20 protein-coding genes are annotated in these 26310 nt (G+C 51.0%); 7 read left to right on the forward strand and 13 right to left on the reverse strand.

Features of this window, described 5'->3' with window-relative positions:
- Positions 1-65: 65 nt before the first annotated feature.
- The 4 genes from yajC to AAY72_RS11115 all read right to left on the reverse strand — a co-directional run bounded on the left by yajC (position 66) and on the right by AAY72_RS11115 (position 3671).
- Complete coding sequence (gene yajC, locus AAY72_RS11100) at positions 66-401, reverse strand: preprotein translocase subunit YajC (RefSeq protein ID WP_008984499.1); 336 nt, start codon at positions 399-401, stop codon at positions 66-68.
- 28 nt (positions 402-429) lie between these two features.
- Positions 430-1560, reverse strand: coding sequence for a tRNA guanosine(34) transglycosylase Tgt (tgt, locus tag AAY72_RS11105; protein ID WP_008984500.1), 1131 nt, complete (start codon positions 1558-1560; stop codon positions 430-432).
- Positions 1561-1664: 104 nt separating this feature from the next.
- On the reverse strand, positions 1665-2690 hold the full coding sequence (queA, locus tag AAY72_RS11110) for a tRNA preQ1(34) S-adenosylmethionine ribosyltransferase-isomerase QueA (protein ID WP_057787526.1): 1026 nt from the start codon (positions 2688-2690) through the stop codon (positions 1665-1667).
- Between the two features lie 63 nt (positions 2691-2753).
- Positions 2754-3671, reverse strand: coding sequence for a hydrogen peroxide-inducible genes activator (locus AAY72_RS11115; RefSeq protein WP_008984502.1), 918 nt, complete (start codon positions 3669-3671; stop codon positions 2754-2756).
- Positions 3672-3846: 175 nt separating this feature from the next.
- On the opposite strand from AAY72_RS11115, the gene AAY72_RS11120 reads away from it, so the two are divergent.
- The gene (locus tag AAY72_RS11120; protein WP_057787528.1) at positions 3847-5496 is read left to right on the forward strand and encodes a diguanylate cyclase; all 1650 of its coding nucleotides are present in this window, start codon (positions 3847-3849) and stop codon (positions 5494-5496) included.
- A gap of 44 nt (positions 5497-5540) precedes the next feature.
- Here the strand turns inward: AAY72_RS11120 and AAY72_RS11125 are convergent, their stop codons facing one another.
- From AAY72_RS11125 to AAY72_RS11155, 7 genes are all read right to left on the reverse strand, one after another.
- On the reverse strand, positions 5541-6806 hold the full coding sequence (locus tag AAY72_RS11125; RefSeq protein WP_008984504.1) for an inorganic phosphate transporter: 1266 nt from the start codon (positions 6804-6806) through the stop codon (positions 5541-5543).
- Positions 6807-6823: 17 nt separating this feature from the next.
- Positions 6824-7501: a TIGR00153 family protein gene (locus AAY72_RS11130; RefSeq protein ID WP_008984505.1), complete on the reverse strand. Its 678-nt coding sequence runs from the start codon at positions 7499-7501 to the stop codon at positions 6824-6826.
- Positions 7502-7651: 150 nt separating this feature from the next.
- The gene (gene phoU, locus AAY72_RS11135; RefSeq protein ID WP_008984506.1) at positions 7652-8362 is read right to left on the reverse strand and encodes a phosphate signaling complex protein PhoU; all 711 of its coding nucleotides are present in this window, start codon (positions 8360-8362) and stop codon (positions 7652-7654) included.
- 44 nt (positions 8363-8406) lie between these two features.
- On the reverse strand, positions 8407-9150 hold the full coding sequence (gene pstB / locus AAY72_RS11140; RefSeq protein WP_369815358.1) for a phosphate ABC transporter ATP-binding protein PstB: 744 nt from the start codon (positions 9148-9150) through the stop codon (positions 8407-8409).
- A gap of 86 nt (positions 9151-9236) precedes the next feature.
- Positions 9237-10592, reverse strand: a complete 1356-nt coding sequence (gene pstA, locus AAY72_RS11145) for a phosphate ABC transporter permease PstA (protein WP_057787530.1) — start codon at positions 10590-10592, stop codon at positions 9237-9239.
- Positions 10589-12421, reverse strand: coding sequence for an ABC transporter permease subunit (locus AAY72_RS11150; protein ID WP_057787532.1), 1833 nt, complete (start codon positions 12419-12421; stop codon positions 10589-10591). The genes pstA and AAY72_RS11150 overlap by 4 nt, the downstream gene beginning before the upstream one ends.
- On the reverse strand, positions 12418-13371 hold the full coding sequence (locus AAY72_RS11155; RefSeq protein ID WP_156411317.1) for a PstS family phosphate ABC transporter substrate-binding protein: 954 nt from the start codon (positions 13369-13371) through the stop codon (positions 12418-12420). Before AAY72_RS11155 ends, AAY72_RS11150 begins: the two co-directional genes overlap by 4 nt.
- A gap of 204 nt (positions 13372-13575) precedes the next feature.
- Between AAY72_RS11155 and AAY72_RS11160 the strand changes: the two genes are divergently transcribed.
- From AAY72_RS11160 to AAY72_RS11175, 4 genes are all read left to right on the forward strand, one after another.
- Entirely contained in the window at positions 13576-14073 is a 498-nt protein-coding gene (locus tag AAY72_RS11160) for a glycine cleavage system protein R (RefSeq protein ID WP_008984511.1), read from the forward strand.
- A 92-nt stretch (positions 14074-14165) separates the two neighbouring features.
- On the forward strand, positions 14166-16298 hold the full coding sequence (gene ppk1 / locus AAY72_RS11165) for a polyphosphate kinase 1 (protein WP_008984512.1): 2133 nt from the start codon (positions 14166-14168) through the stop codon (positions 16296-16298).
- Positions 16295-17848, forward strand: a complete 1554-nt coding sequence (locus AAY72_RS11170; RefSeq protein ID WP_008984513.1) for a phosphatase GppA — start codon at positions 16295-16297, stop codon at positions 17846-17848. The genes ppk1 and AAY72_RS11170 overlap by 4 nt, the downstream gene beginning before the upstream one ends.
- Complete coding sequence (locus AAY72_RS11175) at positions 17848-18447, forward strand: DNA-3-methyladenine glycosylase I (RefSeq protein WP_057787535.1); 600 nt, start codon at positions 17848-17850, stop codon at positions 18445-18447. The genes AAY72_RS11170 and AAY72_RS11175 overlap by 1 nt, the downstream gene beginning before the upstream one ends.
- 16 nt (positions 18448-18463) lie before the next feature.
- On the opposite strand, the gene phoR is transcribed toward AAY72_RS11175, so the two are convergent.
- Together phoR and phoB are read right to left on the reverse strand one after the other, a co-directional pair.
- Positions 18464-19801, reverse strand: coding sequence for a phosphate regulon sensor histidine kinase PhoR (phoR, locus tag AAY72_RS11180; protein ID WP_057787537.1), 1338 nt, complete (start codon positions 19799-19801; stop codon positions 18464-18466).
- 6 nt (positions 19802-19807) lie between these two features.
- A complete protein-coding gene (gene phoB, locus AAY72_RS11185; RefSeq protein WP_008984516.1) occupies positions 19808-20497 on the reverse strand; it encodes a phosphate regulon transcriptional regulator PhoB in 690 nt (229 codons plus the stop codon).
- 302 nt (positions 20498-20799) lie between these two features.
- Between phoB and AAY72_RS16945 the strand changes: the two genes are divergently transcribed.
- Positions 20800-23493, forward strand: a complete 2694-nt coding sequence (locus tag AAY72_RS16945) for a hypothetical protein (RefSeq protein WP_057787539.1) — start codon at positions 20800-20802, stop codon at positions 23491-23493.
- 105 nt (positions 23494-23598) lie between these two features.
- Positions 23599-26253, forward strand: coding sequence for a TonB-dependent receptor domain-containing protein (locus AAY72_RS11195; protein WP_008984518.1), 2655 nt, complete (start codon positions 23599-23601; stop codon positions 26251-26253).
- Positions 26254-26310: the final 57 nt, after the last annotated feature.

Genomic DNA, 26310 nt, shown 5'->3' on the forward strand with positions numbered 1-26310 from the left:
CCTTTTATATCAGTACCGCTTACCAGAGAGGGTAGCGCCGTTCAGCCAGCGCTACCCTTACTGCATTACAGTGACTTTAAGGTGCCTTTTGGCAACACAGCGCTTACCGCACCTTTTTGCACGGTGACTTCAGTGTTATCGTTTAACGCGATAACAATAAAATCTTTATCTTCAGCAATTTTGGTAATCCGACCTACCAGACCGCCCTGAGTCAGTACTTCGTCACCTTTGCCTAAAGCGGCCATCAGATTACGGTGCTCTTTCACGCGTTTCGCTTGTGGCCGGTAGATCAGAAAATAGAAAATCAGTCCAAAAGCCAGCAGCATAATAATCAGATCCCAACCACCACCTTGCGGTGCAGCGGCAGTATCAGCGTAGGCTTGGTTAATAAATAAACTCATATGTATCCCCTTTAAGTATTGTAATGCGTTATTCGTTTGTAGCGGCGCTCAGCGCTGGTACCGGCAGGCCACGTTTGGCATAGAAATCTGCCACAAAGTCGTCCAACTTACCAGCGGCAATAGCTGCCCGCAATCCTTGCATCAGTTTCTGATAATGATGCAGGTTATGAATCGTATTCAGCCGCGCCCCCAGGATCTCGTTGCAACGGTCCAGATGATGTAAATATGCACGGGAATAATTTTTACAAGTGTAGCAATCACATTCTTTATCCAGTGGCGCCGTATCATCCTTGTGTTTGGCGTTACGGATCTTCACCACCCCGTCCGACACAAACAAATGGCCGTTACGGGCGTTACGGGTTGGCATCACACAATCAAACATATCGACACCGCGGCGCACCGCCTCAACAATATCCTCTGGCTTACCGACCCCCATCAGATAGCGCGGCTTCTGTGCCGGCATCTTATCGGTGGTGTGATTCAGAATATTGATCATATCGGCTTTCGGTTCACCTACTGACAGCCCGCCGATGGCGTAGCCATCAAAGCCAATCTCTTCCAGACCTTGCAGCGAAATATCACGCAGGTGCGGATACATACCGCCCTGAATAATACCAAACAAGGCGGAGGGGTTATCGCCATGGGCGTCTTTCGAACGTTTTGCCCAGCGCAGTGATAACTCCATAGATTTGCGCGCCTGGGGTTCAGTCGCAGGATAAGGCGTGCACTCATCGAAAATCATCACGATATCCGAACCCAAGTCACGCTGCACTTCCATTGAGCGCTCTGGTGTCAGCATAATTTTTTCGCCATTGAGCGGCGAGCGGAATTTCACGCCCTCTTCGGTAATCTTACGCAGCTCACCGAGGCTAAACACCTGAAAACCACCCGAATCGGTCAGAATCGGTTTATGCCAGTGCATAAAGTCGTGCAGGTCGCCATGCTTGCGGATAATCTCCGTGCCAGGACGCAGCATTAAATGAAAGGTATTGCCCAGGCAGATTTGCGCGCCGGTGGCGTCCAGCTCTTCTGGCGTCATGCCTTTTACCGTACCGTAAGTACCTACCGGCATAAAAGCGGGCGTATCTACCACACCGCGCTGAAAAATCAATTGCCCGCGACGGGCTTTGCCGTCGGTGGCCAGTAGTTCAAATTTCACGTTGTAACCTCATCTGGCCGGAAAAACAGTCCGGCACTTTTGTCATTGCAAAGCACGTAGCGGGTTGCCACGGCTGTGTGCAGCAGTATATCAGAAGACCGCCTCTAACTGATAAACATGGCGTCGCCATAGGAATAAAAACGATATTTTTCCGCAATCGCGGTTTGGTAGGCCGCCATAATATGCTCGCGACTACTCAGTGCTGATACCAGCATAATCAGTGTCGACTCGGGTAAATGGAAGTTGGTGATTAGGGCATCTATCACCTTAAACTGATAACCGGGGTAGATAAAGATCGCGGTATCACCACTAAAAGGCGCAAGTACTCCACCGTGCTGCATCGCAGCTGATTCCAGCGAACGTACCGAAGTGGTGCCTACCGCAACAACACGGTTACCGCGGGCTTTACAGGCGGTAATGGCATCGACAACCTGTTGTTCAACTTCAAAATACTCGCTGTGCATTTTATGAGCGCTGATTTCGTCTACCCGCACCGGTTGAAAGGTGCCGGCACCCACATGCAGCGTCACGTATGCGAATTCGATACCCTTTTGCTGTAACGCAGCCAGTAGCGGCTCGTCAAAATGTAAACCCGCTGTCGGTGCAGCGACAGCGCCGGGTTTCTGGTTATACACGGTTTGATAGCGCGCCTTGTCCGCTTCGGTATCCGGACGGGCAATATAGGGCGGTAATGGCATATGCCCCAACCGTTCCAGCATACTCAGCACCGGCTCTGTTGCGAGGTATTCCAGCTCAAACAGGCTGTCATGTCGTGCCACCATCCGCACCCGGGCTTCCTGCTCTAGTAGCAGCTCAGTGCCCACTTTAGGGGCCTTGCTGGCCCGGATATGGGCTAAAAAGCGCTGTTCGTTGAGTAAGCGCTCCACCAATACTTCGACTTTACCACCGGAGTCTTTCTGCCCGAATAGCCGCGCCGGAATGACCCGGGTATTGTTAAATACCAACAGATCACCCGGGTTAAGCAGCTGCAGAATGTCTTTGAAAATATAATGGGAAAGTGTGCCGTTTTGTTTGTTCATACAAAGCAAACGGCTGGCCGAACGTTCGGCTTGGGGTTCACTGGCAATGAGCTGCTCGGGCAGCTCAAAACTAAAGTCTTTAACTAACATAATGCACTCTCTGGCTTTACCGGCCAATCCGGCGGGCGCTATGTTAGCAGATTTCGCGCTGCGCTAGCCGTTACCACGACACCTTTTTTGCAGCACTTCAGCGATTAATGCCGTCATCAGCTGATAGCTGCGAGCTTTACTGGATGTGGGGCGCCAGGCAACACCAATATCACGATAGGCGTTACCCGTAGCGGCCGGCTGACTAATCAGTTCAGTGCCTTCCAACACGCCACTGTTTATCGCCATTTGCGGCATAAAGGTCACGCCCAGTTTGTTGTTAACCATTTGCGTCAGGGTATGCAGGCTGGTGGCGAAAAACGGGTTGACCTTACGGCTATCTTCCAGCTCACAGGCTTTTACCGCATGCCCGCTGAGGCAATGCTCGCGCTCAAGCAAAAAGATACTTTCATCCGGCCACTGATTAATATCCTGATTAAAACCGCGATCCTGCCAGTCCCTGTGCAACACCAGATTAAACTGATCCTGCGCCAGAATTTCAGTATGCAGGGCACCGGTTTCATAAGGGAGCGCCAGTAATACCATATCCAGCCGGCCTTCACCTAAGGCATGCAAGGAATTATCCGATGTGTCCTCTCGGAGCAATAACTGTAAATCCGGATAACGCTCGCGGCATAGCGTCATCACATCGCCGAGCACAAAGGGCGCAATAGTCGGGATGCAGCCGAGGCGGAATGGCCCGGTCATTGGTTTACCCTGCGATTTGGCAAAATCGGTCAGCTCCTCGCACTGTTCAATAATATGCCGCGCCTGGCGCACCACGTCTTCACCCAGAGGGGTAAAAATAAAGGTTTTGTGATCACGCTCCAGCAACTGCGCGTCCATGGTTTCTTCCAGATTGGCAATTGCCGCGCTGAGTGTCGACTGCCCGATATAGCAAGCATCGGCGGCACGACCAAAATGCTGATGCTCGTGCAGCGCCAGTAAGTACTGTAATTGTTTAATGCTGGGTAAACGTTTCATTCTTTTTTCCGATTAAAAACTTCTAAATAGCAAAGGTACATGGATTAAAGTACGCGTCTGTAGTACGGAATGCAAGTTACAAGGCACACCGGCGAAAAAATCAGGCCCCGACAGTCGCAGCCGCCGGACAGATCGCATATGCTTATTTATCTGATAGGTGCCTTACTTAAACTTAATGAAAATTAATAGTTTTTATTTACGTCTTACCGCTTACTTCGCTGCCTTAGTGCTGCTTTGCTGTTTACTTTTGGCGTTCCATTTCGATCGACTGGCGACCCTGGCACTCACTGAAGCCGCTGCCCGTAACCTGTTTAATACTACCCGTTCCGCCGCCATGCAGATCACTGTTAATATGCAGGAACGGGAACGGGAGGTACTGTTACTCAGTCGTAGCCATCTGCTAAAAACAGCCGATCTGCGCACTAGCCTGGTCAGTAACCGATTACAAGATATTCAGCAGTCCTACCCCTACTACGCCTGGATTGGTATCGCAGCACCAGATGGCGAGGTGTTGAATGCCACCGGAAAACTGCTGGTTGGCGAAAATGTGGCAGCTCGCCCCTGGTTTCAGGCCGGGCTAAAAGGACCTTATGTCGGTGACGTCCATAAAGCCTTGTTACTAGAGCAATTGTTACAACCTAACAGCACCGAGCCTTTACGCTTTATTGATTTTGTTGCCCCGCTATACGATGAAACAGGTCAGGTAAAAGCCGTACTTGGCACCCATGTCGATTGGGCCTGGGTGGCGCAATTACTCAGTGGCATCCTAGACGGTGCGACTGAGCAACAGCTTGAATTCTTTATTCTGGATGCAAAGCAGCAGTGGCTGTATCCCTTTAGCGCCAGTAACACAGCTGTACCTCCGTTACCAGACACAGGCCAAACAACCAGCATACGCTGGCCAGATCAACAACACTATCTGACCTCTGTGGTTCAGATCCAAACCAACCAGCCTGCCCTGCAATGGCAATTGGTACTACGCCAACCCGTCAGCACGGCGCTGTCGCCAGTGAAGGTATTGCACCGACAGGTGTTTTGGTTGGCGCTGGTGTTGATTGCACTGGGGCTGTTGCTGTCATTATTGTTAGCTCGCCAATTCAGCTTGCCGATTATTAAATTAGCACGTGAGGCCCGCAGTATCTCCTCCGCGAAATTGCAGGATTTTCAGACCGACTCGTCCCTGACTGAAATCCATGAGTTAGCCAACGCCTTGCATACCATGCTGCAATCGTTACAGCACAAGCAGCGACAATTGACCGAGGCAAATAATACGCTGGAGCAGCAAGTCGCTGAGCGCACCCTGGAGTTACAACATGCTAATCAGGTACTTGAACAATTATCTCTGACCGATCCCTTAACCGGGGTGGCAAACCGCCGTCGGGCCGAACAACAACTGCAATTCGCAGTGGCGCAATTTCAACGCTATCAAACGCCCTGCAGCGTCCTGATAATGGATATCGACCACTTTAAGCGGATTAACGATAACTTTGGCCACGATATTGGCGATCTGGTGTTAAAACAGTTGGCGCAAGCCTGGCAAGCCGAACTGCGCAGCAGTGATCTGTTGGCGCGTTTAGGTGGCGAAGAGTTTCTGGTACTTGCTACCCAAACCAATCTGGACGATGCTGTTTTGCTGGCCGAAAAGCTGCGGGTGAGTACTGCAGCTTTGCATATTCCTCAAGTCGGTAAGGTCACCGTCAGCATTGGGGTTGCTCCGTTCACCCCAGACAATCTGGAACACGAGCTGTTTTTAAAGCAGGCGGATGAAGCCTTGTATCGCGCCAAACAAACCGGCCGCAATCAGGTTCGTCTGGCGCTAAGTTAACCACTTAAATAGCAAAAGGCCAGCTAACGCTGGCCTCGGCTGATTTAACTAAAAATCGCTCTTAGCAGATAGAAGAAGATAACCGCTAAACCGGCACCCACCGGTAAGGTGATGACCCAGGAGATAAAGATATTCCGCACCACACCCAGATTTAGTGCCGCTATGCCGCGAGCTAAACCCACACCCAGTACGGCACCCACCAGCGTTTGCGTGGTAGAGATAGGTAAGCCAGCACCTGATGCGATAACCACCGTAGAAGCCGCTGATAATTCAGCAGCAAAACCCCGGCTTGGCGTTAAATGCGTGATAGCAGTACCGATAGTTTTAATTACCCGGGCACCCAGTGTTGCCAAACCAATCACAATACCTACAGCACCTAATGGCAGTACCCAGGGTGCCAAGGTCGCTTTGGAAGCAATTTCACCACCTGAAGTGACCACACTAACCACAGCTGCCACCGGGCCGATAGCATTGGCGACATCATTTGAACCGTGGGCAAAGGCCATACAACAGGCGGTTGTGATCATCAGAATACCGAAGATTTTCTCGACATTATTAAAGTGCATTTCGCGATCGGCTTCCGGATCGATTTTCAAGCGTGAAATCGCCACCTTACCAATTAGGCCGACTACTAAGCCAATCCCTAACGCCAGATAGATACCGTTCGCTGTTGAGATATTCAGACCGATATGGGTCAAACCTTTCTGAATTGTCACTAACGACATAATAAAGCCTGCAAACACCATATAAAATGGTACATACTTTTTTGCATTAGCGATGGGGTTCTCAGTATCAAAGATTAGCCGCTGCGCACTCATAAAGATCAGATAGGCTAAAATACCGGCCAGCATCGGTGTCACTACCCAACTGCCAACAATACCCGATACTTTATTCCACTGTACCGCCTCCGAACCCACTGCAACCAGGGCAAAACCGATGATCGCACCAACGATCGAGTGCGTGGTAGAAACGGGCCAGCCAAAGTATGACGCCACCAACAACCAGGTACCGGCTGCCAGTAAGGCACCAATCATGCCGTAAACCAGGTATTCCGGTACTTCAGCAAAATAACTCGGGTCAATAATGCCGGAACGAATGGTCGAAGTAACAGAGCCACCGGCCAGATAAGCGCCGGCAAACTCAAAAATTGCTGCGATAAAAATCGCCTGTTTGATGGTTAAGGCTTTGGAGCCGACCGAAGTTCCCATCGCATTGGCAACATCATTTGCACCAACGCCATAGGCCATAATAAAGCCAAAAACGGCGGCCAGAATAATCAGGATCAGGCCGTAAGATTCTAAAATTCCCATAAAAAATACCTGTGTGGTTAGCGGGCGAGCATAATTTCCAGACGAGAACCAACGCGCAGTGCTACGTCAGCCAGATCGCCTAACCATTCCAGTGTGCGATATAAGAAGATCACATCGACCGGGTTTAAATCCTTCTCGGCTAACCGCACGGCCTTGCGCAGTTTAATTTGCATTTCATCAGTATCATGTTCGATGGCATCCAATTGCTCTACCATCTTAATCACCAGATCCACTTCTCGACCTCGGAAACCGGTTTCCAGCAATTCGTCCAGCTCATTGATGACTTGTGACGCCATCTCTGTCGCATCTAAACAACGTTTGATATAGGCGGTAAAATCATCCTGTAACGGCAGCGGAATTTCTAACTCCCGCCCCAGCACCCGACCAGAAATATCTTTGGTTTTATTGGCAATCTTATCTTGCTGCGACACCAGCTCCAGAATATCGGTACGGTCGACCGGTAAAAATAAGCCACGGGGTAAATTAACCCGGATCTCGCGTTTTAATTTGTCGGCTTCTTTTTCCAGCGCGACAATTTTTTTCCGAACATCGGCAGCCTGAATCCAATCTTTTTGATATACCGCAGCAAAAAAAGGCAGTAACAAGGTACTGGCTTCGTACACCTTGCGGATGTGCTCTTCAATCGGCTTAATCGGCGATTTGGCAAACACAGATAAAAAAGTATTAGCGGGCATAAAAGGCCTCTTTGTGTTGAATGACTCTAGTCGGCGCGCATTGTAACCGCAATCAGAATGCAATAAAAATGAAATATCGGACCAGTAACAAAAACGCCTTAGCCATTATTCTGGCTAAGGCGCTGTCAAAAAGCGAGCTGCGGCGTCGAATTAACTACGTACTTCCTGCTCCAGCTGCTCCTGGCTGCTATGCCGTACTACCTTACCTTTAACAAAGAAAATAATGTACTCGGACAGGTTTTTACAACGATCACCAATCCGCTCCAGCGAGCGGGCAGACCACAGCACATTCATCACCTTTGGAATAGAACGCGGATCTTCAATCATATAGGTCATCAGCTGGCGGGTAATGGCTTCATACTCCCGATCCACTTTTTTATCTTCTTTGTGTACCGTTAAGGCTGCTTCAACATCCATCCGGGCAAAGGCGTCCAGCACGTCGTGCAGCATTTGCGCCACATGGCGTCCCAGATTATCCAGATTAACTAACAGATCTTGCTGATCGCTGTTAAAGGATTCCAGCGCCACCTTAGCAATACGGCGGGTTTCATCACCGATCCGTTCCAGATCCGCGATACTTTTTAAAATCGCCATAATTAAGCGTAAATCGCTGGCCGCTGGCTGCCGCTTCGCAATCATCCGGGTACACTCTTTGTCGATTTGCAGTTCCCACTCGTTAACTTTCAAATCGTTTTCAATCACCTGCTGCGCCAGCTCACTGTCGTTATTGGCGATAGCAGTCAGCGCATCATACAACTGACGCTCAATCAGGCCGCCCATCGACATCACATGGTTGCGGATTTGCTCCAACTCTTCATTAAACTGGCTGGAAATGTGCTTCGATAAATTCAGTTTATCCATGTTGGTACACCCCACTGTGGTCTGTTGACGACGTCCAGACAGCCTTAACCAAAGCGCCCGGTAATATAATCTTCTGTTTGTGGCTCGCTGGGATCAGTAAAAATCCGGTTGGTGGTATTAAACTCAACCAGCCGCCCCAAGTTCATAAACGCAGTGAAGTCGGATACCCGAGCTGCCTGCTGCATATTATGCGTTACAATAACTATAGTGTAGTGCTGCTTTAATTCATAAATCAGCTCTTCAATTTTCAGAGTCGAGATTGGATCCAAAGCCGAGGCGGGTTCATCCAACAGCAAGACCTCGGGTTCAATTGCAATCGCCCGGGCAATAACCAGACGCTGCTGTTGGCCACCGGATAAGGTCAGAGCATTATCGAACAGCCGCTCTTTGACCTCCTGCCACAGCGCTGCCTTGACCAACGCCTCCTCTACCAGCTCATCGAGCTGTCGCGAACTATTCACACCTTGTAAGCGTAAGCCGAACGCCACGTTCTCATAGACTGACAATGGAAAAGGGTTAGGCTTTTGAAACACAATACCGACCCGGCGCCTAAGCTCAGCCAGGTCAACACCCGGACCATAGATGTTCAGCTCATCAAGCAAGACGTCACCCTCGGTTACAGCGTCATCCAGCAACTCATTCATGCGGTTAAAACTCCGCAATAAACTGGATTTACCGCAACCGGAAGGGCCGATCAGGGCGGTGACCTGGTTAGCAGGGATGTTCAGGCTGATATTATCCAGCACCTTTTTCCCTGCCAAACTCACTGACAAATCCCGAACTGATATTTTCAAACCTTAATCCTCTGCCGGCCAGTGTAACCGGCTAATATGACAATTTTATGACTAATAGGGCGTGTTGACGTTTACTCGCCCTAGACCACCCGACGCCGATAGTAACGCCGTAACCGCATCGCCAGTAAATTTAATGCACCAATCAACACGAGCAGCACCAGAGCAATCGCAAATACTCTGGGTTCAGCGGCATCCGCATTCGAGCTCTGTAAACCGACATCATAGATTTGAAAGCCCAGACTCATAATTTGCTGATCCAGTTGGATATAAGGTGCGCTACTACTAAGCGGCAATACCGGCGCATATTTTACTACGCCAACAAAAATCAACGGCGCTACCTCGCCAGCGGCGCGAGATACCGCCAGGATAATACCGGTTAACATCGCCGGGCGGGCAGCCGGTAGGATCAGCTTACGCAACACTTCGGCTTTGGTCGCGCCCAGCGCATAACCCCCTAAGCGTAAACTGGATGGGATCCGCGCCAATCCCTCCTCGGTTGCGACTATTACCACCGGCAGAGTCAGTAGCGCCAGCGTCAGCGATACCCAGATCAGGCCGGGGGTGCCAAAGGTGGGTTGCGGTAATCGCTCCGGGTAAAACAGCTGGTCAATACTGCCACCCAACACATAGACAAAAAAGCCCAGGCCAAAGACGCCAAATACCACAGACGGCACGCCAGCCAGATTATGTACGCTGAGTCTCACCAGACGCACCAAACGGCCATCCCGTGCATATTCGTGCAGATAAATCCCCGCCATAATACCGATCGGTGCTACGACTACCGCCATAAGTAACACCGACAACAGCGTACCGGTAATAGCCGGCAGTATGCCACCGGCACTGTTCGCTTCACGCGGTTCAGTACTGAGAAAAGACCACCATTGCCCGGCAAACCAGCGCATCTTTTGCAACCAACTTAAGCTATTGGGTGCCAACTGCAGCATAATATCTGCTTGCTGCAGCCGCAGTTGCTGGCCATTTGCCAGTTGCAATAGTAACTGGCCCTCTGACATCGCTTGCGGCCAGCCATACAGCTCACCGAACTGCCGATGCCTGACCAGCAAGACCTCTGGTGGTCGCTGCACGTCACTAAGCTGCTGTTGCCAGTACCAGCGAAAAGCCGGTGCGCCTGACGGTTGATATCCTTGCTTGACTAATATACGCGTTGCAGGTGCAGAAAAAGTTAACCCCGCCGCGGCCAACTGTGGAGCCGTCAACTGCTGTTGACTAACCACTTCACCCAGCACCAAAGAAGCCTCATGTGGTGATTCTGCGTTCTGACTAACCCGAAATTGCACAATATCAGCCGGCCAGAACAACCCCAGACCACGGCTTAACATCAGATAAGACAGCGCTAGCAGCAGCATCAAAACAAAAGCACTGGCCAGGGCGGCCAGCCAGAACCAGTAATTGCGCTGATGGTAATCCGGCGTCATGTGTCCAGCCTCTGGAAATTGCGTTTTAGCCGCTGGCGTACCAGATCAGCCAGGGTGTTAGCCATAAAGGTGAAAATAAATAGCAGAATAGCGACTAAAAACAACATCCGGTAATGGCTACTGTCAACTGCAGCTTCCGGTAACTCAATGGTCAGAGTGGCAGTTAAACTGCGTAGCCCCTCAAACAGGTTAAAGTTGCTGATTGGCGCATTACCGGTTGCCATTAAAATAATCATCGTTTCGCCCAGCGCCCGGCCCAGCCCCAACATGACCGCAGCCAGGACGCCTGGCAACGACAGAGGCCAAATCACCCGCCGCACGATTTGCCAATGCGTCGCGCCCAGTGCTGATGCCCCCAGCGTTAACTGCCGCGGTACCTGTGACATCACATCGTAGCAAATACTAAAAATGATTGGTAACACCGCAAAGCCCATTGCCAGACCAACGACCAAGGCATTACGCTGCTGATAACTGACGCCCTGCTCGTTTAACCAAAACCGAAAACTGCCGCTAAAAAACTGTTGTTGCAGGGTGTCACCGCCCAGTAACGCCAGATAAGCTGTAACAAACAGCAAGGCGGCCAGCAGCATTAAATCCCAGCCGCTGCCAGGGATCTGTTGCCAGCGCTTCGGCAGCCGCGGCCACAGCCGCGCCAAAGCCAGCACCAGCAAGGGCAGCAGCAATAAAAACAGCAGCAATGCCAGCAAATGTTGCTCCAACGCCGGCGCCAGCCAGATCGCGGCCAGAAAACCGATAATTACCGTTGGAAACAAGGCCAACAGCTCAATCAGCTGACTGAGCCTGCTACGTAACGGCTCACTGAGGAAACAGGCGGTATAAAGTGCCGCCAGTATGCCCAGCGGAACCGCAACCAGCATGGCATAAAATGCGGCTTTCAAGGTGCCAATAGTCAAAGGCACCAGTGAGTACTTACCCTGTCTTAACTCGGCGCCGCCACTACTTTGCCAGACATACTCCGGCTGCTGCCAACCTTCGTACCAGACCTTCTGGAACAGGGTGCGCCAGGAGATTTCCGGATGACGGTTGTCCAGTTGTAATGCCGTTGGTTCGCCTGGCCCCAGCAACCATAACTGTTCGTTACGCTGGCTAAACTGTAACCTTGTCGCCGCTTGATACTCCGCAGCCTGCCCCTGCCACAAAGGTTTAGTCAGATTGGCGTAAAACAGGCTCACGCCCCCCGCGGCATCCAGCACAGCAAAACCACTGCGGCCCTGTTCAGGTGCAATATCGACAATGGCCGCATTGCGTCTGGCAAAAGGCTTAATCCAACTGATACGGAGCTGCCCGTGCTCATCAGGCAAGAAAAACCATTGTTTCAGCTGGCCACTACTGTCACCGGAAACAATACTTTGCTTGCCTGCCAACCAACGCAGCGCCGTTAAATTCACAGTGCGATCCGTTAACGATAAACGCTGCAAACAGCCCGCTTCAGGTTGTCGTTGCCACCATAAACAAGCCTCGCCATTACTGGCAGCCAACAACAGATAACCTTGCAATGGCTCGACTAAGCTAAAGGCCACCTCAAAACCGGCAGCAGTCGCCGCTGCTGCGGGAGCCGGAGCTGGCGTTATGTCAAAAGCGGGGGGGGAGTGTTCTACCACTATCGGCTGAGTAGAAACCGGTTTAAACAGCGGCGTGACCTCTGTCAGCAGATAAACGAAGATCCCAAACAAGGCCAGAATCACACTGCCACCTGCCAGCGTAATCAACCAGGACCAGAGTCGGTTCAACCAGCGGCGCTGATTCGTTCGACGCTGCCGTTGTTTACCGGCGGGTAAGCGACTCAGCGGCGGGGTGCCTTGTGTCATAATCCCAACTCCTGAATCGCCTGCGCTCGCAGTGCCGCTGGCACTGGTACTAAACCATCATTACTGAGTAAGGCTTGTCCCTCGGCCGATAACACAAAACGCAAAAATGCCTGTTCAGCGGCAGGCAAGGCGCGCGCCGGCGCTTTATTCAGATAAATATAGAGTACCCTGGCCAGTGGATAACGACCACTGATGGCGTGTTCCGGCGTCGGCATTAGCGCCGGGCTGTTGGCGTCAGCCTGCAGCGCCAGTATTTTCACACCGGCAATTTGCTGGCCTAGCCCAGAATAGCCAATGGCATTGACACTTTGACTCACCGCCCGCACCACCGCCGCCGCGCCGGGTAATTGCTGCACCCGTTGTTGATAATCACCTTCACACAGCACCTGCTGGCGGAAGAAACCATAGGTTCCGGAGGCTGGATTGCGGCCATAAGCGGCGACTGGACGGGATTGCCAGGTGCCAGCGAGGCCGAGTTCACCCCAGCGCTCAATCGCGGCCTGGCGATGACATAAGCGATTTTGAGCATAAATACTTTCCAGCTGCGCCATGCTGATACTGCGCAGCGGATTGTCCTGATGCACATAGAGCGCCAGCATATCCAGCGCGACAGGCACGGCTATAGCATCGTAGCCAAAGCGACGCCGGAACCGTTCTTGCTCGACGGCCAGCATCGGCCGGCTCATTGGCCCCAAGCTGGCAGTGCCCTCTAATAGTGCTACCGGCGCTGTCGCCGAGCCACTGCTTTGGATTTGTAAATTTAATTGCGGATGTAACGCCACAAACTGCCGCCGCCAGATCATCATCATATTATGTAGGGTGTCAGAGCCGGTGCTGGACAAGGTGCCGCTGAGCGGCGTGGGCTCGGCCACAGCAAGCGTTGCGCTTTGTTCAGGCGAGACTGCCCTGAGTGCCGGGCTTAACGCCGCCAGCACTAAGCTAATTATCATCAGGCGCAATTTTGCGGTTGCAACTAACATCAAAGCCTAAGCATCTTGTCAAAAACGCCATCTTAGCGCAGCGACTGCGCTGACGCCTAGCAGAGTAAATAAAAATTCACAGATAACTGTAAAAACATCAAGTTGCCGCTAAACTCTATGCAGAGAAAAAACGATACCCAAAAGCATTATATCTTCCCTAATACAGGAGTTCGCATGAAGCAGTTGGTGTTAACCATTATCGGTAAAGATAAAGCTGGCCTCGTTGAGCAATTATCCCGGGTAATCAATGAGCATCGTGGTAACTGGATGGCCAGTAACTTAAGTCACTTAGCTGGCTATTTTGCCGGTATAGTGCAAATTGAAGTTGCTGAGCCGGACCTGGCTGATCTGACCCAGGCGCTTGGCCAGGTGAAAGATTTGGATATCCGGGTGCAGCAAGGCGAAGATAGCCAGCTGGATAAGCAACAGCAATTACGCTTTGTCATTACCGGCAACGACCGTCCCGGCATAGTACGCGAACTCTCAACGGTATTAAGCCACAAAGGTGCCAATATTATTGCCTTTGAAAGCAGCAAACAAAGCGCGCCGAACTGGGGCTCGCCGTTATTTCATGCCGAAGCGACCGTGCAATTGCCAGCGGGATTAAAGCGGGATGATGTCACTGCCGCACTCGAGGCTATCGCCACCGATATTGTTGTCGATCTAGAATAACCAGGACCCACAGTGCCCTCGCACGGCACTGTCATCGCTTTGTCACAAAACTGACATAGAGTGCTTTGCAAGCAGTAAGCAGGAGCAAATTCATGGAACAGCAGCACACCCCGGCCCCGTCCTCTGAGTATCCATTATTTCCGAGAGAACTCAGTTGGTTGGCCTTTAACGGCCGGGTGTTACAGGAAGCCGCCGATACCCGCAACCCACCCATTGAGCGGCTGAGATTTCTCGGTATTTATTCTAACAACCTGGATGAGTTTTTCCGGGTGCGGGTTGCCGATGTGAAACGCCGTATTCTGCTGAAAAAATATCAAACCTATGAACACGAAGATGCTGAGCTGCTGCTGATTGAAATTCAAAACCAGGTATTGCAGCTGGGTAAGCAGTTCAACAAAATCTACCTGGATATTCAGTTGGAGCTGCGTAAACACAATATTGAGTTAATTGACGACAGTAAACTGACCGAGTTGCAATCCGGCTGGGTAAAAAGCTTTTTTAAAAATGAAGTTAAAAAGCATATCTCACCGATCATTCTGTCCAGCACTGATGCCTCGCTCAGTAAGATCCTTGAAGATAATACGACCTATCTGATGGTGGAAATGACCGGCAGTAATAAACCGGAATATGCCATAGTGCAGGTACCCACAGATGAAGTATCGCGTTTTATTGAGCTGCCGCTAAATCTGAATACCCGGAAGAAGAACGGTCATTACCGCCGGCAGATTTTGTTACTGGACGATATTATTAATCACTGTATTGGCGATTTATTTCAGGGCTTTTTTGAGTTTGACCAAATCTGTGCCTTCTCGCTCAAGCTGACCCGTGACGCTGAGTACAATATCAGCGATACGCTGGATCAGAGCTTGATTGATAAAATGTCCAAAGGGATCCGCCAGCGGCTGAAATCAGAACCGACGCGCTTGGTCTATGATGCTGCTATGCCGGAGCAAATGTTAAAAGTGCTGACTAAACAGCTTGGCACCGGCTCGATGGATGCGTTAATTGCCGGTAGCCGCTACCGTAACTTCAAAGACTTTATCGGTTTTCCCAACCTGGGCCACCAGAGTATGGAGTTTGCGCCGCTGCCGCCGTTGCCCAGTGCAGATTTTGAAGCGCATCCCACTACTTTTGACGCCATTCGTAATGCCGATATTATGTTGTACTACCCTTATCACAGCTTTGGCTACTTTACCGAGTGGGTACGGCAGGCGTCATTCGACCCTAAGGTCACCCATATCAAAATCACCATGTACCGGGTAGCGAAACATTCGCGGGTTATTCATTCGCTGCTGGATGCGGTGCGTAATGGTAAGAAAGTTACCGTGGTAGTCGAATTAAAAGCGCGTTTTGATGAAGAAAACAACATCAATTGGGCCAGAAAAATGACCGATGCCGGTATTGAAGTCATTTTTGGCCAGACCACGCTAAAGATTCACTCGAAGATTTGTCTAATTACCCGGCTTGAGAAAGGTAAGCCGGTACGCTATGGCCATATCGGCAGTGGTAACTTTAACGAAAAAACAGCGCGTATCTACACCGACATGAGCTTATTTACCTGCCATCCGGAAATCACCGCTGAAATTGAGCAGGTTTTTGAGTTTATTCAATACTCATACCGGCCATTCCAGTTTAATCATTTAATTGTGTCGCCTACCTGGAGCCGGCCGAAATTGCTGCAGTTAATTCAGCGTGAAATCGACTTCGCGGTGAGTGGCCGTAAAGCAGAGATTTTCCTGAAAGTGAATAATCTGGTCGACGAAGAAATTGTGCAGTTGCTGTACAAAGCCAGTCAGGCCGGTGTCAAGATCCGGATGATTATTCGTGGAATGTGTACCCTGGTACCCGGCCTTCCCGGCAAGAGCCAGAATATTAAAGTGATCAGTATTCTGGACCGTTTTCTCGAACATGCCCGGGTGTATGTATTCCACAATGGCGGTGACACTGATTTATACTTATCTTCGGCCGACTGGATGACGCGTAACATCGACCAGCGGGTTGAGGTTGGCGTGCCGATTCTGGATGCAAAAATTAAGCAAACGATTTTAACCACTCTGGATATCCAGTGGCGGGATAACGTCAAAGCCCGTATGATTGACGCTAAACAGAGTAACCCTTATGTAAAGCGTGGCAATAAGCGGAATATCCGCTCGCAGCAAAGCATCTATGATTTCTTTGCTGCCCAAAGCCAGCTGTTACTGCAACAGACTGAACCGGAATTTTGAGCATAACTGAATCAGCCAGCACCACCAGCCCTTATATCGCCGCAGTTGATTTGGGCTCAAACAGCTTTCACATGGTGATCGCCCGGATCGTCAAGGGCGACATCCAACTGCTGCATCGGGAAAAACAGAAAGTTCAACTGGCCGAAGGCTTAAACGAAGACTTGGTACTAAGTGAAGAAGCCATCGAGCGCGGGTTGAATGTGCTGCGGCAGTTTGCCGATACTCTGCAACCTTTCGCGCCGCAGTCAGTGCGGGTGATTGCCACCTATACCTTGCGTCGCGCCAAAAATGCCGCCACGTTTTTACGACGGGCAAAAACCTTATTTCCGTTTCCGATTGAAGTGATTTCCGGTCAGGAAGAAGCACGTTTTATCTATCAGGGCGTCGCCCATTTTGAGCACTTTAGTGGCAAGCGGCTGGTCATCGATATCGGTGGTGGCAGTACCGAGTTTGCCATCGGCGACGGCGCCCAGCCACTGCGGCTGAGCAGTCGCAATATGGGCTGCGTGAGCTACGCGAAGAGCCATTTTCCGGCAGGGAAAATCAGTGCCCGGCGCTTTAACAAGGCCATTATTCAGGCCGAGCAGGAACTGGAGCCGATTATCAGCAGCTTCCGGGCTACGGGTTGGCAGCAAGTCGTCGGTACCTCGGGCACCATCAAAACACTGCGTGATATTGTGGTCAACTTTGGCTGGACCAACGGACCGGTTGAGTTATGTCATTTATTGCAATTACGCGATTACCTGCTTAACTTTGACAACAGTGCAGAGCTGGAACTAACCGGCCTCACCGATGACCGCAAGCTACTGCTCTGCTCGGGTCTGAGTATTCTGATTGCCGCCTTTCAGATGCTGCAAATTGAACAATTGGTCTATGTTGACGCCGCACTGCGTGAAGGCGTGCTGTATGAGATGAGTGATCGGATGCAACATCTGGATATTCGCGAACAAACTATGTACAGCTTGCTACAACGCTATGATATCGACCAGGCCCAAGCCAATCGGGTTAAGGGAACGGCGCTGGCGCTGTTGGCGCTGGTGCGCGATAGCTGGCAACTGGATGACGAAGATGCCTTGCTGCTCGGTTTTGCCGCAACCGTGTATGAAATCGGCCTGCATATTAACTCATCCGGGGTACAAAAACACTCGGCTTACATTCTGCAAAACGCTAACCTGCCGGGCTTCAATCAGGAGCAACAAAGTTTGCTGGCCTGTCTGGTGCGCTTTCACCGCCGTAAAATTCGTGCTGATGAAATCCCCTATTTCAGCCTGTATGAGTTGCCGAAGGTGATTAACTTGTTGGTACTGTTACGCTTGGCTGTGTTGTTAAATCAAAAACGCCGCGATGATTTTCTACCGCCTCTGACCGCAACCGCAAAGGTACAATATCTGCAGTTACAACTGGCTCCGGAATGGTTGCAACTGCAAAGCGTGCTGGCCGCCGACTTACTGCAAGAGCAGAAAATTCTGAAGAAAATTGCTTTTAAACTGGAGATCCCGACTTTGCAGGATCTGCCCGATGGTGCAGTTTTTACCGAGCTGGCATCCTGATGTGTCGCTGTCCCTGGCTTGATCAAAGCAAAGCCGACTATGTCGCTTACCACGACGAGGAATGGGGCGTGCCGGTATTTGATGACCGCAAGTTATTTGAATATCTGACTCTGGAAGCGGCGCAAGCCGGTTTAAGCTGGTATACGGTGTTAAAAAAGCGCCTGAATTACCGGCAGGCGTTCGCCGGGTTTGACCCGGTGCAAGTCGCAATGTTCGACGAGGCTAAAATCCAGCGCCTGCTGCAAAACCCTGGCATTATCCGTAACCAACTCAAAGTTCGGGCTGCGGTGAATAATGCAGCACGCTTTTTAGAGGTACAACAAGAGTTTGGCAGCTTTGCCCGTTATCAGTGGCAGTTCGTCAATGGCCAGCCGCTGCTGAATCAGCGCCAGCAACTCAGTGACTATCCGGCGCGCACTGACATCTCGGACGCCTTTAGTAAAGACTTACAGCGACGTGGTTTTAAATTTGTCGGCTCGACCATTATTTACGCCCATATGCAGGCCTGTGGTATGGTCAATGACCACAGCCTGGATTGCTTTAGGCGCGACCAAATTATTGCTAGCTATCGCGATTTGCCCGCGCTCGGTACGCTCTAAGTAACAGGTCCCGGCATTATTTCACTTTAAACTTGGCACGCTTCTTCGGTGTCTGCACGCCTATCACCAATTCTGGTGGTAAGGCAAAAGAGAAGCTACTGCCTTTCCCCGGCTCAGAGAAAATCAATAATTGGCTATTATGCCGGGATAATACGTGTTTGACGATCGACAAGCCCAGCCCGGTGCCGCCGGTATTGCGCGCCCTGGCCTGATCGACCCGGTAAAAACGTTCTGTCAGGCGTTTTACATGATGCGCTGCGATCCCTTCACCGTTATCGGTAACAGTAAAAAGGGCGCGCTGACCATCGCGCTGCCAGCTGACCTCGATTTCGCCACCGGCCGGCGTATATTTAATCGCATTCGTCACCAGATTCGAGAAAGCGCTACGCAGCTCATCCGGCGCGCCGGTGACTTTCAGCGTGGCGTCGATCGAAAAGTGTAATTTGTGCTGCTTATCCCGATTCAGGGTTTCCGCTTCCGTCGCAATCAGCTGCAACATTGCCGGCACATCCACCTCCTGATCAAATTGCACCCGCGCTGCGGCTTCAATTCGCGATAAGGTTAGTAACTGTTGCACCAGGCTATCCATGCGCCGGGTTTGCTCCAACATCACGCCGTGCGCTTTTTGCCAGATGGCAGCCGGCGGTTGCTGCTCACCGTCCATGACTTCCAGATAGCCCTGCAATACCGTCAGTGGCGTGCGCAGCTCATGCGAGACGTTAGCGACAAAGTCTTTGCGGATTTGCTCTAACTGTTTAAGCTGAGTGATATCGCGCACTATCAACAAAAATTGCGCTTTGCCATAAGGCATCATCTTACATTCCAGCATCACACTGGATGATGTGGGCGACATCACTTCCAACGGCTGCTGAAAGTTTTGTTGTTTCAGATAATGATGAAATTCCGGCGAGCGGATCAGGTTATCGATACGCTGACCTTCGTCACTCGGCCAACGCAACCCGACCAGCAACTGTGCCAGCTTGTTACACCAGATAATGCTCCAGTCTTCGTTTAATACCACTACCGCTTCCGGCAGCGCTTCGGCACCGTCGCGAAAGCGCCGCACCAGAGTGCGCAGCTCTTTGCGTTTACGGCGCTCACGACGTTGTTGAAAGTAAATACCATCGAAGATTTGCTGCCAGCTGCCATCACCGGCGGGTGGGGTTAACTTGCGATCGCGCCATAACCACTTATCGAGCAGAAAAATATGTTTATATTGCCACAGCAGATGCCCCAGGCTCAGCAGCAATAAAAATAGCAGCACCTGGCCGAACATCCAGCCGACAAAGGCCGTTAGCCCATAGTAGAGCAGCGCCTTGCTGGCCAGCCGTTTTTTCGACAGCAGCAGGCGCATCAGCCGTTACTTCGCCGAAAAACGGTAGCCAGAGCCACGCACCGTTTGGACCAGACGGTCGTGCCCGGTCGGCGAAATGGCTTTACGTAAGCGGCGGATATGTACATCAACAGTCCGATCCTCGACATAAACATTGGTGCCCCAGACATGGTCCAGTAACTGCTCCCGGCTGTAAACCCGTTCCGGGTGGGTCATAAAGAAATGCAGTAACCGGAACTCGGTCGGACCCATATCCAGTGGTTGCTCTTCCGCTGACACCCGATGTGATACCGGATCCAGTTTTAAGCCCTGTACTTCAATCACATCATCGAGGCTGGTCGGTGCAACGCGGCGGATCACCGCTTTGATGCGTGCCATTAACTCTTTTGGCGAAAAAGGTTTAGTCACATAATCATCAGCACCGACTTCCAAACCACGCACTTTGTCTTCCTCTTCACCACGTGCCGTGATCATAATAATCGGAATATTGCGGGTGATCTCGTGTTGTTTCATTTTTTTGGCAATCTGAATACCACTACCACCGGGTAGCATCCAGTCCAGCAACACCAGATCCGGATAGGGTTCAGCCAACATGTTCAACGCGCTGTTGTAGTCAGCAGCGGTCGCAGCCTGATAACCGTTTTGTTCTAATACAAAGCACAACATATCGCGGATTGGTGCTTCATCCTCTACCACCAATATTCTTCGTGACGACATCTTATCCTACCTGAGTTCCAGCTAATCGGGTTGCGACCTAGTATCTTCTTAAATTATGACATTTTTATGAAAAATAACAGCAGTTATCACGCCAGCCAGAATTCCCATCAACCCACTGAAAAATGACAGCTGGATGAATTTTTTATTGCAGCCAGCTCCGCTAAGCCCATTTTTACTGGCTTGGCGGCAGGTACTGATATCAGCGCAGCCAATTGTAATAAAAACGTCACAGCCCTGCTTTAGTTTACAGCCACCGAGTTAACACTGACCCGATAAACTTTAAATCCAACGGAGAGATGGTAATGGCGTTACGCAACTTCCTGAAATTAAGTGCTGTGGCTTCGGCTTTAATGCTAGCCGGCTGTGGCGGCGATCTGGTGGTAAACACCAATACAGGCGGTAATAGTGGTGGTAACAATGGTGGTGGCTCAGGCGGCGGTACTACCCCACCAGTCAGTGCTTGTCCATCTTTTGCTACCCAAGGCGCTAGCCTGGCTGGTGTAGCGAAGCCAGTGTGTGAAGTCACAGGCACTATCACTGCAGATACCCGCCTGACCAAAGACATTGCCTGGGCGTTAAGCGGCAAGGTGACTGTCGGTAATGATAATGCCAATAGCGCTACCCTGACCATCGAGCCGGGTACGCAGGTGTTTGGTAAAAGCGGTGCCGATTATCTGGTTATCGCCCGCGGTTCAAAAATTCAGGCCATCGGTACCCGTAGCGAGCCAATCGTTTTTACCTCTGTCAACGACATGCTGGGCTTATCGGATGAAAACTCCTTTGGCGAATGGGGTGGCGTCGTTATTCTGGGTAATGCCCCAACCAATAAATGTGACCCTGCCGCCCTGGCCAGTTGCCAGGTAGAAGCCGAAGGTGAAGCGGGCCCTTATGGCGGTAATAACCCGGAAGATAACAGCGGTGCGCTGCGTTATGTACAGGTGAAATATGCCGGCTTTGAAGTTATCCCGGACAACGAATTAAACGGCATTACCTTTGCCGGTGTCGGTTCAGGCACCCGCGTAGAATATATTCAGGTGCATAATAACCTGGATGACGGTGTTGAGTTTTTTGGTGGTACCGTTGACGCCAAATACCTGGTGCTGACAGGTAACCGCGATGATTCACTGGATTGGGCTGATGGTTGGACCGGCAGAGCCCAACATATCTTAATCCGCCATAACCCTAACGATACCAAGGCTAACCGCGGTATCGAGGCAGATAACCAATCTGGTAACTTTACCGCTGAGCCAATTTCTAACCCGCGCATTGCCAATATGACCATTATTGGTAATAACTTTGACGGTGACGATGATTCTGAAGGTATCCTGCTGCGCGCTGGTACTGCCGGTGAAATCTACAACACCATTATTACCGGCCCGGCGGGTATGGGTGAATGTTTTGAGATTAACTCAGATGAATCAGTCGCCAATGCGAACGGTGGTCAGATCCGTTTTGAACATTCAATTATCGATTGTGCCGAGCCATTCAAAGACACCGTTGATGGTTCAGGTAACAGCACCTTCAATGCAGAACAATGGTTCCGCGCACAACCAGGCAATATCGTGGCCGATGCCTTATTAGGCGGTTATATTCCGGCACCGAACTCACCGGCGCTGGGCAATGGCCTCAATGTGTCTAACTTTATTGACCCTTGGTTTGATGACGTTGACTATATCGGTGCCTTTGATGGCGAAAATGACTGGACGGTTGGCTGGACCTTTGGCCTGCATCCAGATAACGACCTGGCAGCCTGCCCGACTGGCACCACTGAAGTCGCCAGCCTGACTGGCCGTATTAACTGTCAGCTGACGGGTGATATTACCACCAGTATTACGCTGCAAGCCGGTGCTGACTATGTGTTAAGCGGTCGGGTACGTATCGGCCAGGACAACCAGAATAATGCCACTCTGAATATTGAGCCGGGCGTACGGATTTATGGTAAGTCAGGTGCTGATTTCCTGGTGATTACCCGCGGTTCGAAAATTAATGCTAACGGCACCGCCGCTAACCCAATCGTGATGACGTCAGTACAGGACGTGATCGGCTCACCGACGGCTGCTGGTCAGTGGGGTGGTCTGGTATTACTGGGTAATGCACCAACGAATAAGTGTGATCAGAACGATCTGGCTAACTGCCGGGTAGAAGCCGAGGGTGATGCTGGTCCATACGGCGGTGCTAACTGGGAAGATAACAGTGGTGTGCTGAACTATGTAGTAGTAAAACATGCCGGCTTTGAAGTTATTCCGGATAACGAGCTGAACGGTATCACCTTTGCTGGTGTCGGTTCAGGTACTCAGTGCGCAAACATCCAGGTACACCAAAACGTTGATGACGGCGTGGAGTTCTTCGGTGGTGCGGTCAGCTGTAAAAACGTGGTGTTAACCGCCAACGGTGATGACTCTCTGGACTGGGCTGATGGCTGGCGCGGTAATATGCAGTTTGTGCTGGTACAACACGCTACTGACGGCGCGAAAGCCAACCGTGGTATCGAAGCCGATAACCAATCAGGTAACTTTGGTGCCCTGCCAATCTCTAACCCGATTATCGCCAATATGACCATTATTGGTAACACCTTTGACGGTGACGATGATTCTGAGGGTGTTCTGCTGCGTGCCGGAACTAACGCCAAGCTGCACAACTTTATTATCACCGGCCCAACCGGCATGGGTGAATGCTTAGAGATTGAATCGAACGAGTCCCGCGCTCTGGCAGCCAGTGGTGAGTTGCAAATGACTCACTCAGTGATCGCTTGTAGCGAGCCGTTCCGCGGCATCATCGATGCCAATACTACCGTAGAACAGTGGTTCCTGGCGCAAGAAGGTAACAGTACCGCCGCGGGTATGAGTGCAGTATTAAATGGCGTGTTCACTATCGACACTACCCAGCCAAAAGCGCTGTCAACCGTGAATAGCTTCTTTGAAGATGTCGATTTTATCGGCGCGGTTAAAGAGGGTCAGGACTGGACCCGCGGCTGGACCGTTGGCTTAGAGCGTTAAGTCAGAGTGCTGCTGCAGCCAGGCTGCAGCAGCCCCTTTTTTTGACCTTAAGCCGGTAGTACACCGGCGTTGTTGCAGAAAATAAGCTTACAGGACAACGTTCAGATGAGCAGCATGCCAAGTTTTACCATTAACCGGGTTGGCCGCAGCGTAATGCTGGCCCTGGCGACCGCCACCGCCCTGGTTTCTTTTTCTACCCTCGCTCAGGACACCGCGCCGGCTCCTACTGATGAAGAGTTGGAGCGCATTGCCGTGTCGGGCCGCCTGCTAAGCTCAGCCGCCTCCGCTGCCGCTGAGCGCCGCGAGCAACCTTATGTCGCCGAATTACTCGGCATGGAACAAATCTCCCGCGCCGGTGACAGTAATGCCGCCACTGCGCTACGTCGGGTTACCGGTTTAACGCTGGTGAACGACAAGTTTATTTATGTCCGCGGCTTAGGTGAACGCTACTCCAGCACCTTGTTAAACGGTGCTATGGTACCGAGCCCGGATCCGACCCGGAACGTGATTCCGCTGGATATGTTTCCAGCCGGTATTATTGAAAGTTTAGTGGTACAAAAAGCCTATTCTCCGGAGCTACCGGCAGCCTTTGGCGGTGGTAATGTGAATATCCGTACCGCGACCATTCCGTTACAACGTAGCTTTAACCTGTCTGTTGGCACTGGCTATAACAGCCTGAACAGTGACAAAGGCGTCGATTATGCCGGCGGTAGTGATGACTGGCGTGGTCGTGATGATGGCACCCGTGGTATCAGCCCGGTGTTGGCAAATGCGCTGCAGCAATATGGCACCATCTCACAAATTAATATCGCTGAAAGCCTGGGCGGTCTGAATGCGGGTACTCTGGCGCAGGCCAACACCATTTTGCGCGAGCTGGGCCTGAGCTTTAACCGGGATCTCGATCTGCGCGAAACCAGTATTAAGCCGGATTTTGATGGCAGTCTGTCTTATGGTGAGCGGTTTGAACTCAGCAAAAACGTCGTCTTCGGTATGATGACCGGTGTTAGCTATGACCGTTCAACTCAGAACATTGAAGAGAAAGAACGCTATTTCTCCGTTTCCGGCGACAATCTGGTGCCGTTAAATCGTTACGATGATATCCGTGGTACTGAGCATCAGGTCAAACTGTCTGGCATGCTGAACTTCGGTTTAGAGCTGGGTGTCGACCACCGGCTGGAAAGTTCAACCATCTATCTGCTGGATACCAAGGACGAAATCAAAATTAAAACCGGTGACTCCATTGAAACCATCAATGAAACGAACCGCTTTAATACCGACACCAGCATCCGCTACGAAGAGCGCACTATGCTGAGCAATCAGTTACGTGGCCGGCATAATTTCCCGTTTTTGTCTGACTTAGCAGTAGATTGGCAATTTACCGATGCCAAAGCCCGTCGTTATGCGCCCTCTGAAGTCGAGTTCCGTTATCTGAACGAACGGCAGGCTGATGACAGTTTGTTCCGCTTCCTGCGTCGTAATCAAAATGCAGTGAACTACAGCTTTGGCGATATGCAGGACGAAACGCAAAACGGTAGCTGGAACGCCAAATTACCACTGAGCCTCGGCAAAGCCGAAATGGTACTGAGCGGTGGCTATTCCTATTTTGAGCGCAGCCGTGATGCCAGCACTAACTTGTTTAACTTCAATACTGTTGGTTATAGCCTGCAGCAATTAAGCGGCAGCTTCTCAGAGATTTTCTCCGATGCCAATATTCTGAACCCGGCTAATGGCTTCCAGGTCTCAAACGTTACCACTCAGGCAGATGATTATCTGGCCGCACAGATGCTGGATGCAGGTTATGCCGCGCTGGAAATCAATTATGATTATCAGTGGCGCTTAAACCTGGGTGTACGCTATGAGGACTTTAAACAAATCTCGTTGCCGTTAAATGCCCGTGGTGAAGTCTCGGCCAACCCGGCAGAGTCGGCGTTGCTGGAGGATGGCTTCTACCCGGCACTATCACTAACCTGGTTTATCAATGACGAGCTGCAAGCCCGCTTTGGTTACAGCCAGACCGTGATCCGCCCGGACTTACGGGAAGTGACACCGGTGCTGTATGTTGACCCGCTGACCGACTTTAAGGTCACAGGTTTTGCAGGTTTGCAAAGTACTGATATCGACAGCGTCGATGCACGCTTAGAGTGGTATTACGATAACAGCAACTACAGTATCGGTGCTTTCTACAAGAAGCTGGATAATCCGATCGAAGCCATTGAACTGTCTGGCTCTGACGGTAACTTGCTGATGTCATTCCGTAACGCAGAAAGCGGTAAAGTCTATGGTATCGAAGCGGAGTTTTTACAACAGCTCGATATGTTTAGCGGCGATTTTGGCAGTCTTGCCAATAATTTCTTCGTTGCCGGTAACCTGACGTTGAGCGACTCAGAAATCCAGATCCAACGCTTCCCGGGCGCTAACCTGACCAACCTGGAGCGGCGCTTAAGTGGTCACTCTAAATATGTGGTTAACTTCCAGCTGGGCTTTGACTCGGATGATGACAAGCACAACGCGACCCTGACCTATAACGTCTTTGGCAAGCGCATTGCCTTTGCCGGGGTAAACCAGAAAGACGATGCCTTTGAGCAGCCGTTCCACTCGCTGGACTTTACCTACAGCTACAGTCCGCTGGACAATATGACGGTGAAGCTGGGCTTAAAGAACTTACTGGATGAGCAGGTCGAAATTCTGCAACAAGGTGAAATCCTACAGCAGCGTACCGAAGGCCAGAGTTACTCGTTAAGCTTTTCCTATAAGTACTAACCACACTCTGAGCTCCAAAGACAAAGGCCCGCACAATGCGTAATGCCGGTCAGTTAA

Source organism: Alishewanella sp. WH16-1, from assembly GCF_001441695.1.
Classification (GTDB): domain Bacteria; phylum Pseudomonadota; class Gammaproteobacteria; order Enterobacterales; family Alteromonadaceae; genus Alishewanella; species Alishewanella agri.

What these genes read in the sequence shown, in the direction of transcription:
- AAY72_RS11130 (WP_008984505.1), bottom strand. Translation starts at nt 7,501, where the DNA reads ATGCCCGCTAATACTTTTTTATCTGTGTTTGCCAAATCGCCGATTAAG.
- AAY72_RS11115 (WP_008984502.1), bottom strand. Translation starts at nt 3,671, where the DNA reads ATGAAACGTTTACCCAGCATTAAACAATTACAGTACTTACTGGCGCTG.
- AAY72_RS11150 (WP_057787532.1), bottom strand. Translation starts at nt 12,421, where the DNA reads ATGACACAAGGCACCCCGCCGCTGAGTCGCTTACCCGCCGGTAAACAA.
- yajC (WP_008984499.1), bottom strand. Translation starts at nt 401, where the DNA reads ATGAGTTTATTTATTAACCAAGCCTACGCTGATACTGCCGCTGCACCG.
- phoU (WP_008984506.1), bottom strand. Translation starts at nt 8,362, where the DNA reads ATGGATAAACTGAATTTATCGAAGCACATTTCCAGCCAGTTTAATGAA.
- AAY72_RS11195 (WP_008984518.1), top strand. Translation starts at nt 23,599, where the DNA reads ATGAGCAGCATGCCAAGTTTTACCATTAACCGGGTTGGCCGCAGCGTA.
- AAY72_RS11175 (WP_057787535.1), top strand. Translation starts at nt 17,848, where the DNA reads ATGTGTCGCTGTCCCTGGCTTGATCAAAGCAAAGCCGACTATGTCGCT.
- phoR (WP_057787537.1), bottom strand. Translation starts at nt 19,801, where the DNA reads ATGCGCCTGCTGCTGTCGAAAAAACGGCTGGCCAGCAAGGCGCTGCTC.
- phoB (WP_008984516.1), bottom strand. Translation starts at nt 20,497, where the DNA reads ATGTCGTCACGAAGAATATTGGTGGTAGAGGATGAAGCACCAATCCGC.
- ppk1 (WP_008984512.1), top strand. Translation starts at nt 14,166, where the DNA reads ATGGAACAGCAGCACACCCCGGCCCCGTCCTCTGAGTATCCATTATTT.
- AAY72_RS11155 (WP_156411317.1), bottom strand. Translation starts at nt 13,371, where the DNA reads ATGATAATTAGCTTAGTGCTGGCGGCGTTAAGCCCGGCACTCAGGGCA.
- pstA (WP_057787530.1), bottom strand. Translation starts at nt 10,592, where the DNA reads ATGACGCCGGATTACCATCAGCGCAATTACTGGTTCTGGCTGGCCGCC.
- queA (WP_057787526.1), bottom strand. Translation starts at nt 2,690, where the DNA reads ATGTTAGTTAAAGACTTTAGTTTTGAGCTGCCCGAGCAGCTCATTGCC.
- AAY72_RS11120 (WP_057787528.1), top strand. Translation starts at nt 3,847, where the DNA reads ATGAAAATTAATAGTTTTTATTTACGTCTTACCGCTTACTTCGCTGCC.
- AAY72_RS11160 (WP_008984511.1), top strand. Translation starts at nt 13,576, where the DNA reads ATGAAGCAGTTGGTGTTAACCATTATCGGTAAAGATAAAGCTGGCCTC.
- AAY72_RS16945 (WP_057787539.1), top strand. Translation starts at nt 20,800, where the DNA reads ATGGCGTTACGCAACTTCCTGAAATTAAGTGCTGTGGCTTCGGCTTTA.
- AAY72_RS11125 (WP_008984504.1), bottom strand. Translation starts at nt 6,806, where the DNA reads ATGGGAATTTTAGAATCTTACGGCCTGATCCTGATTATTCTGGCCGCC.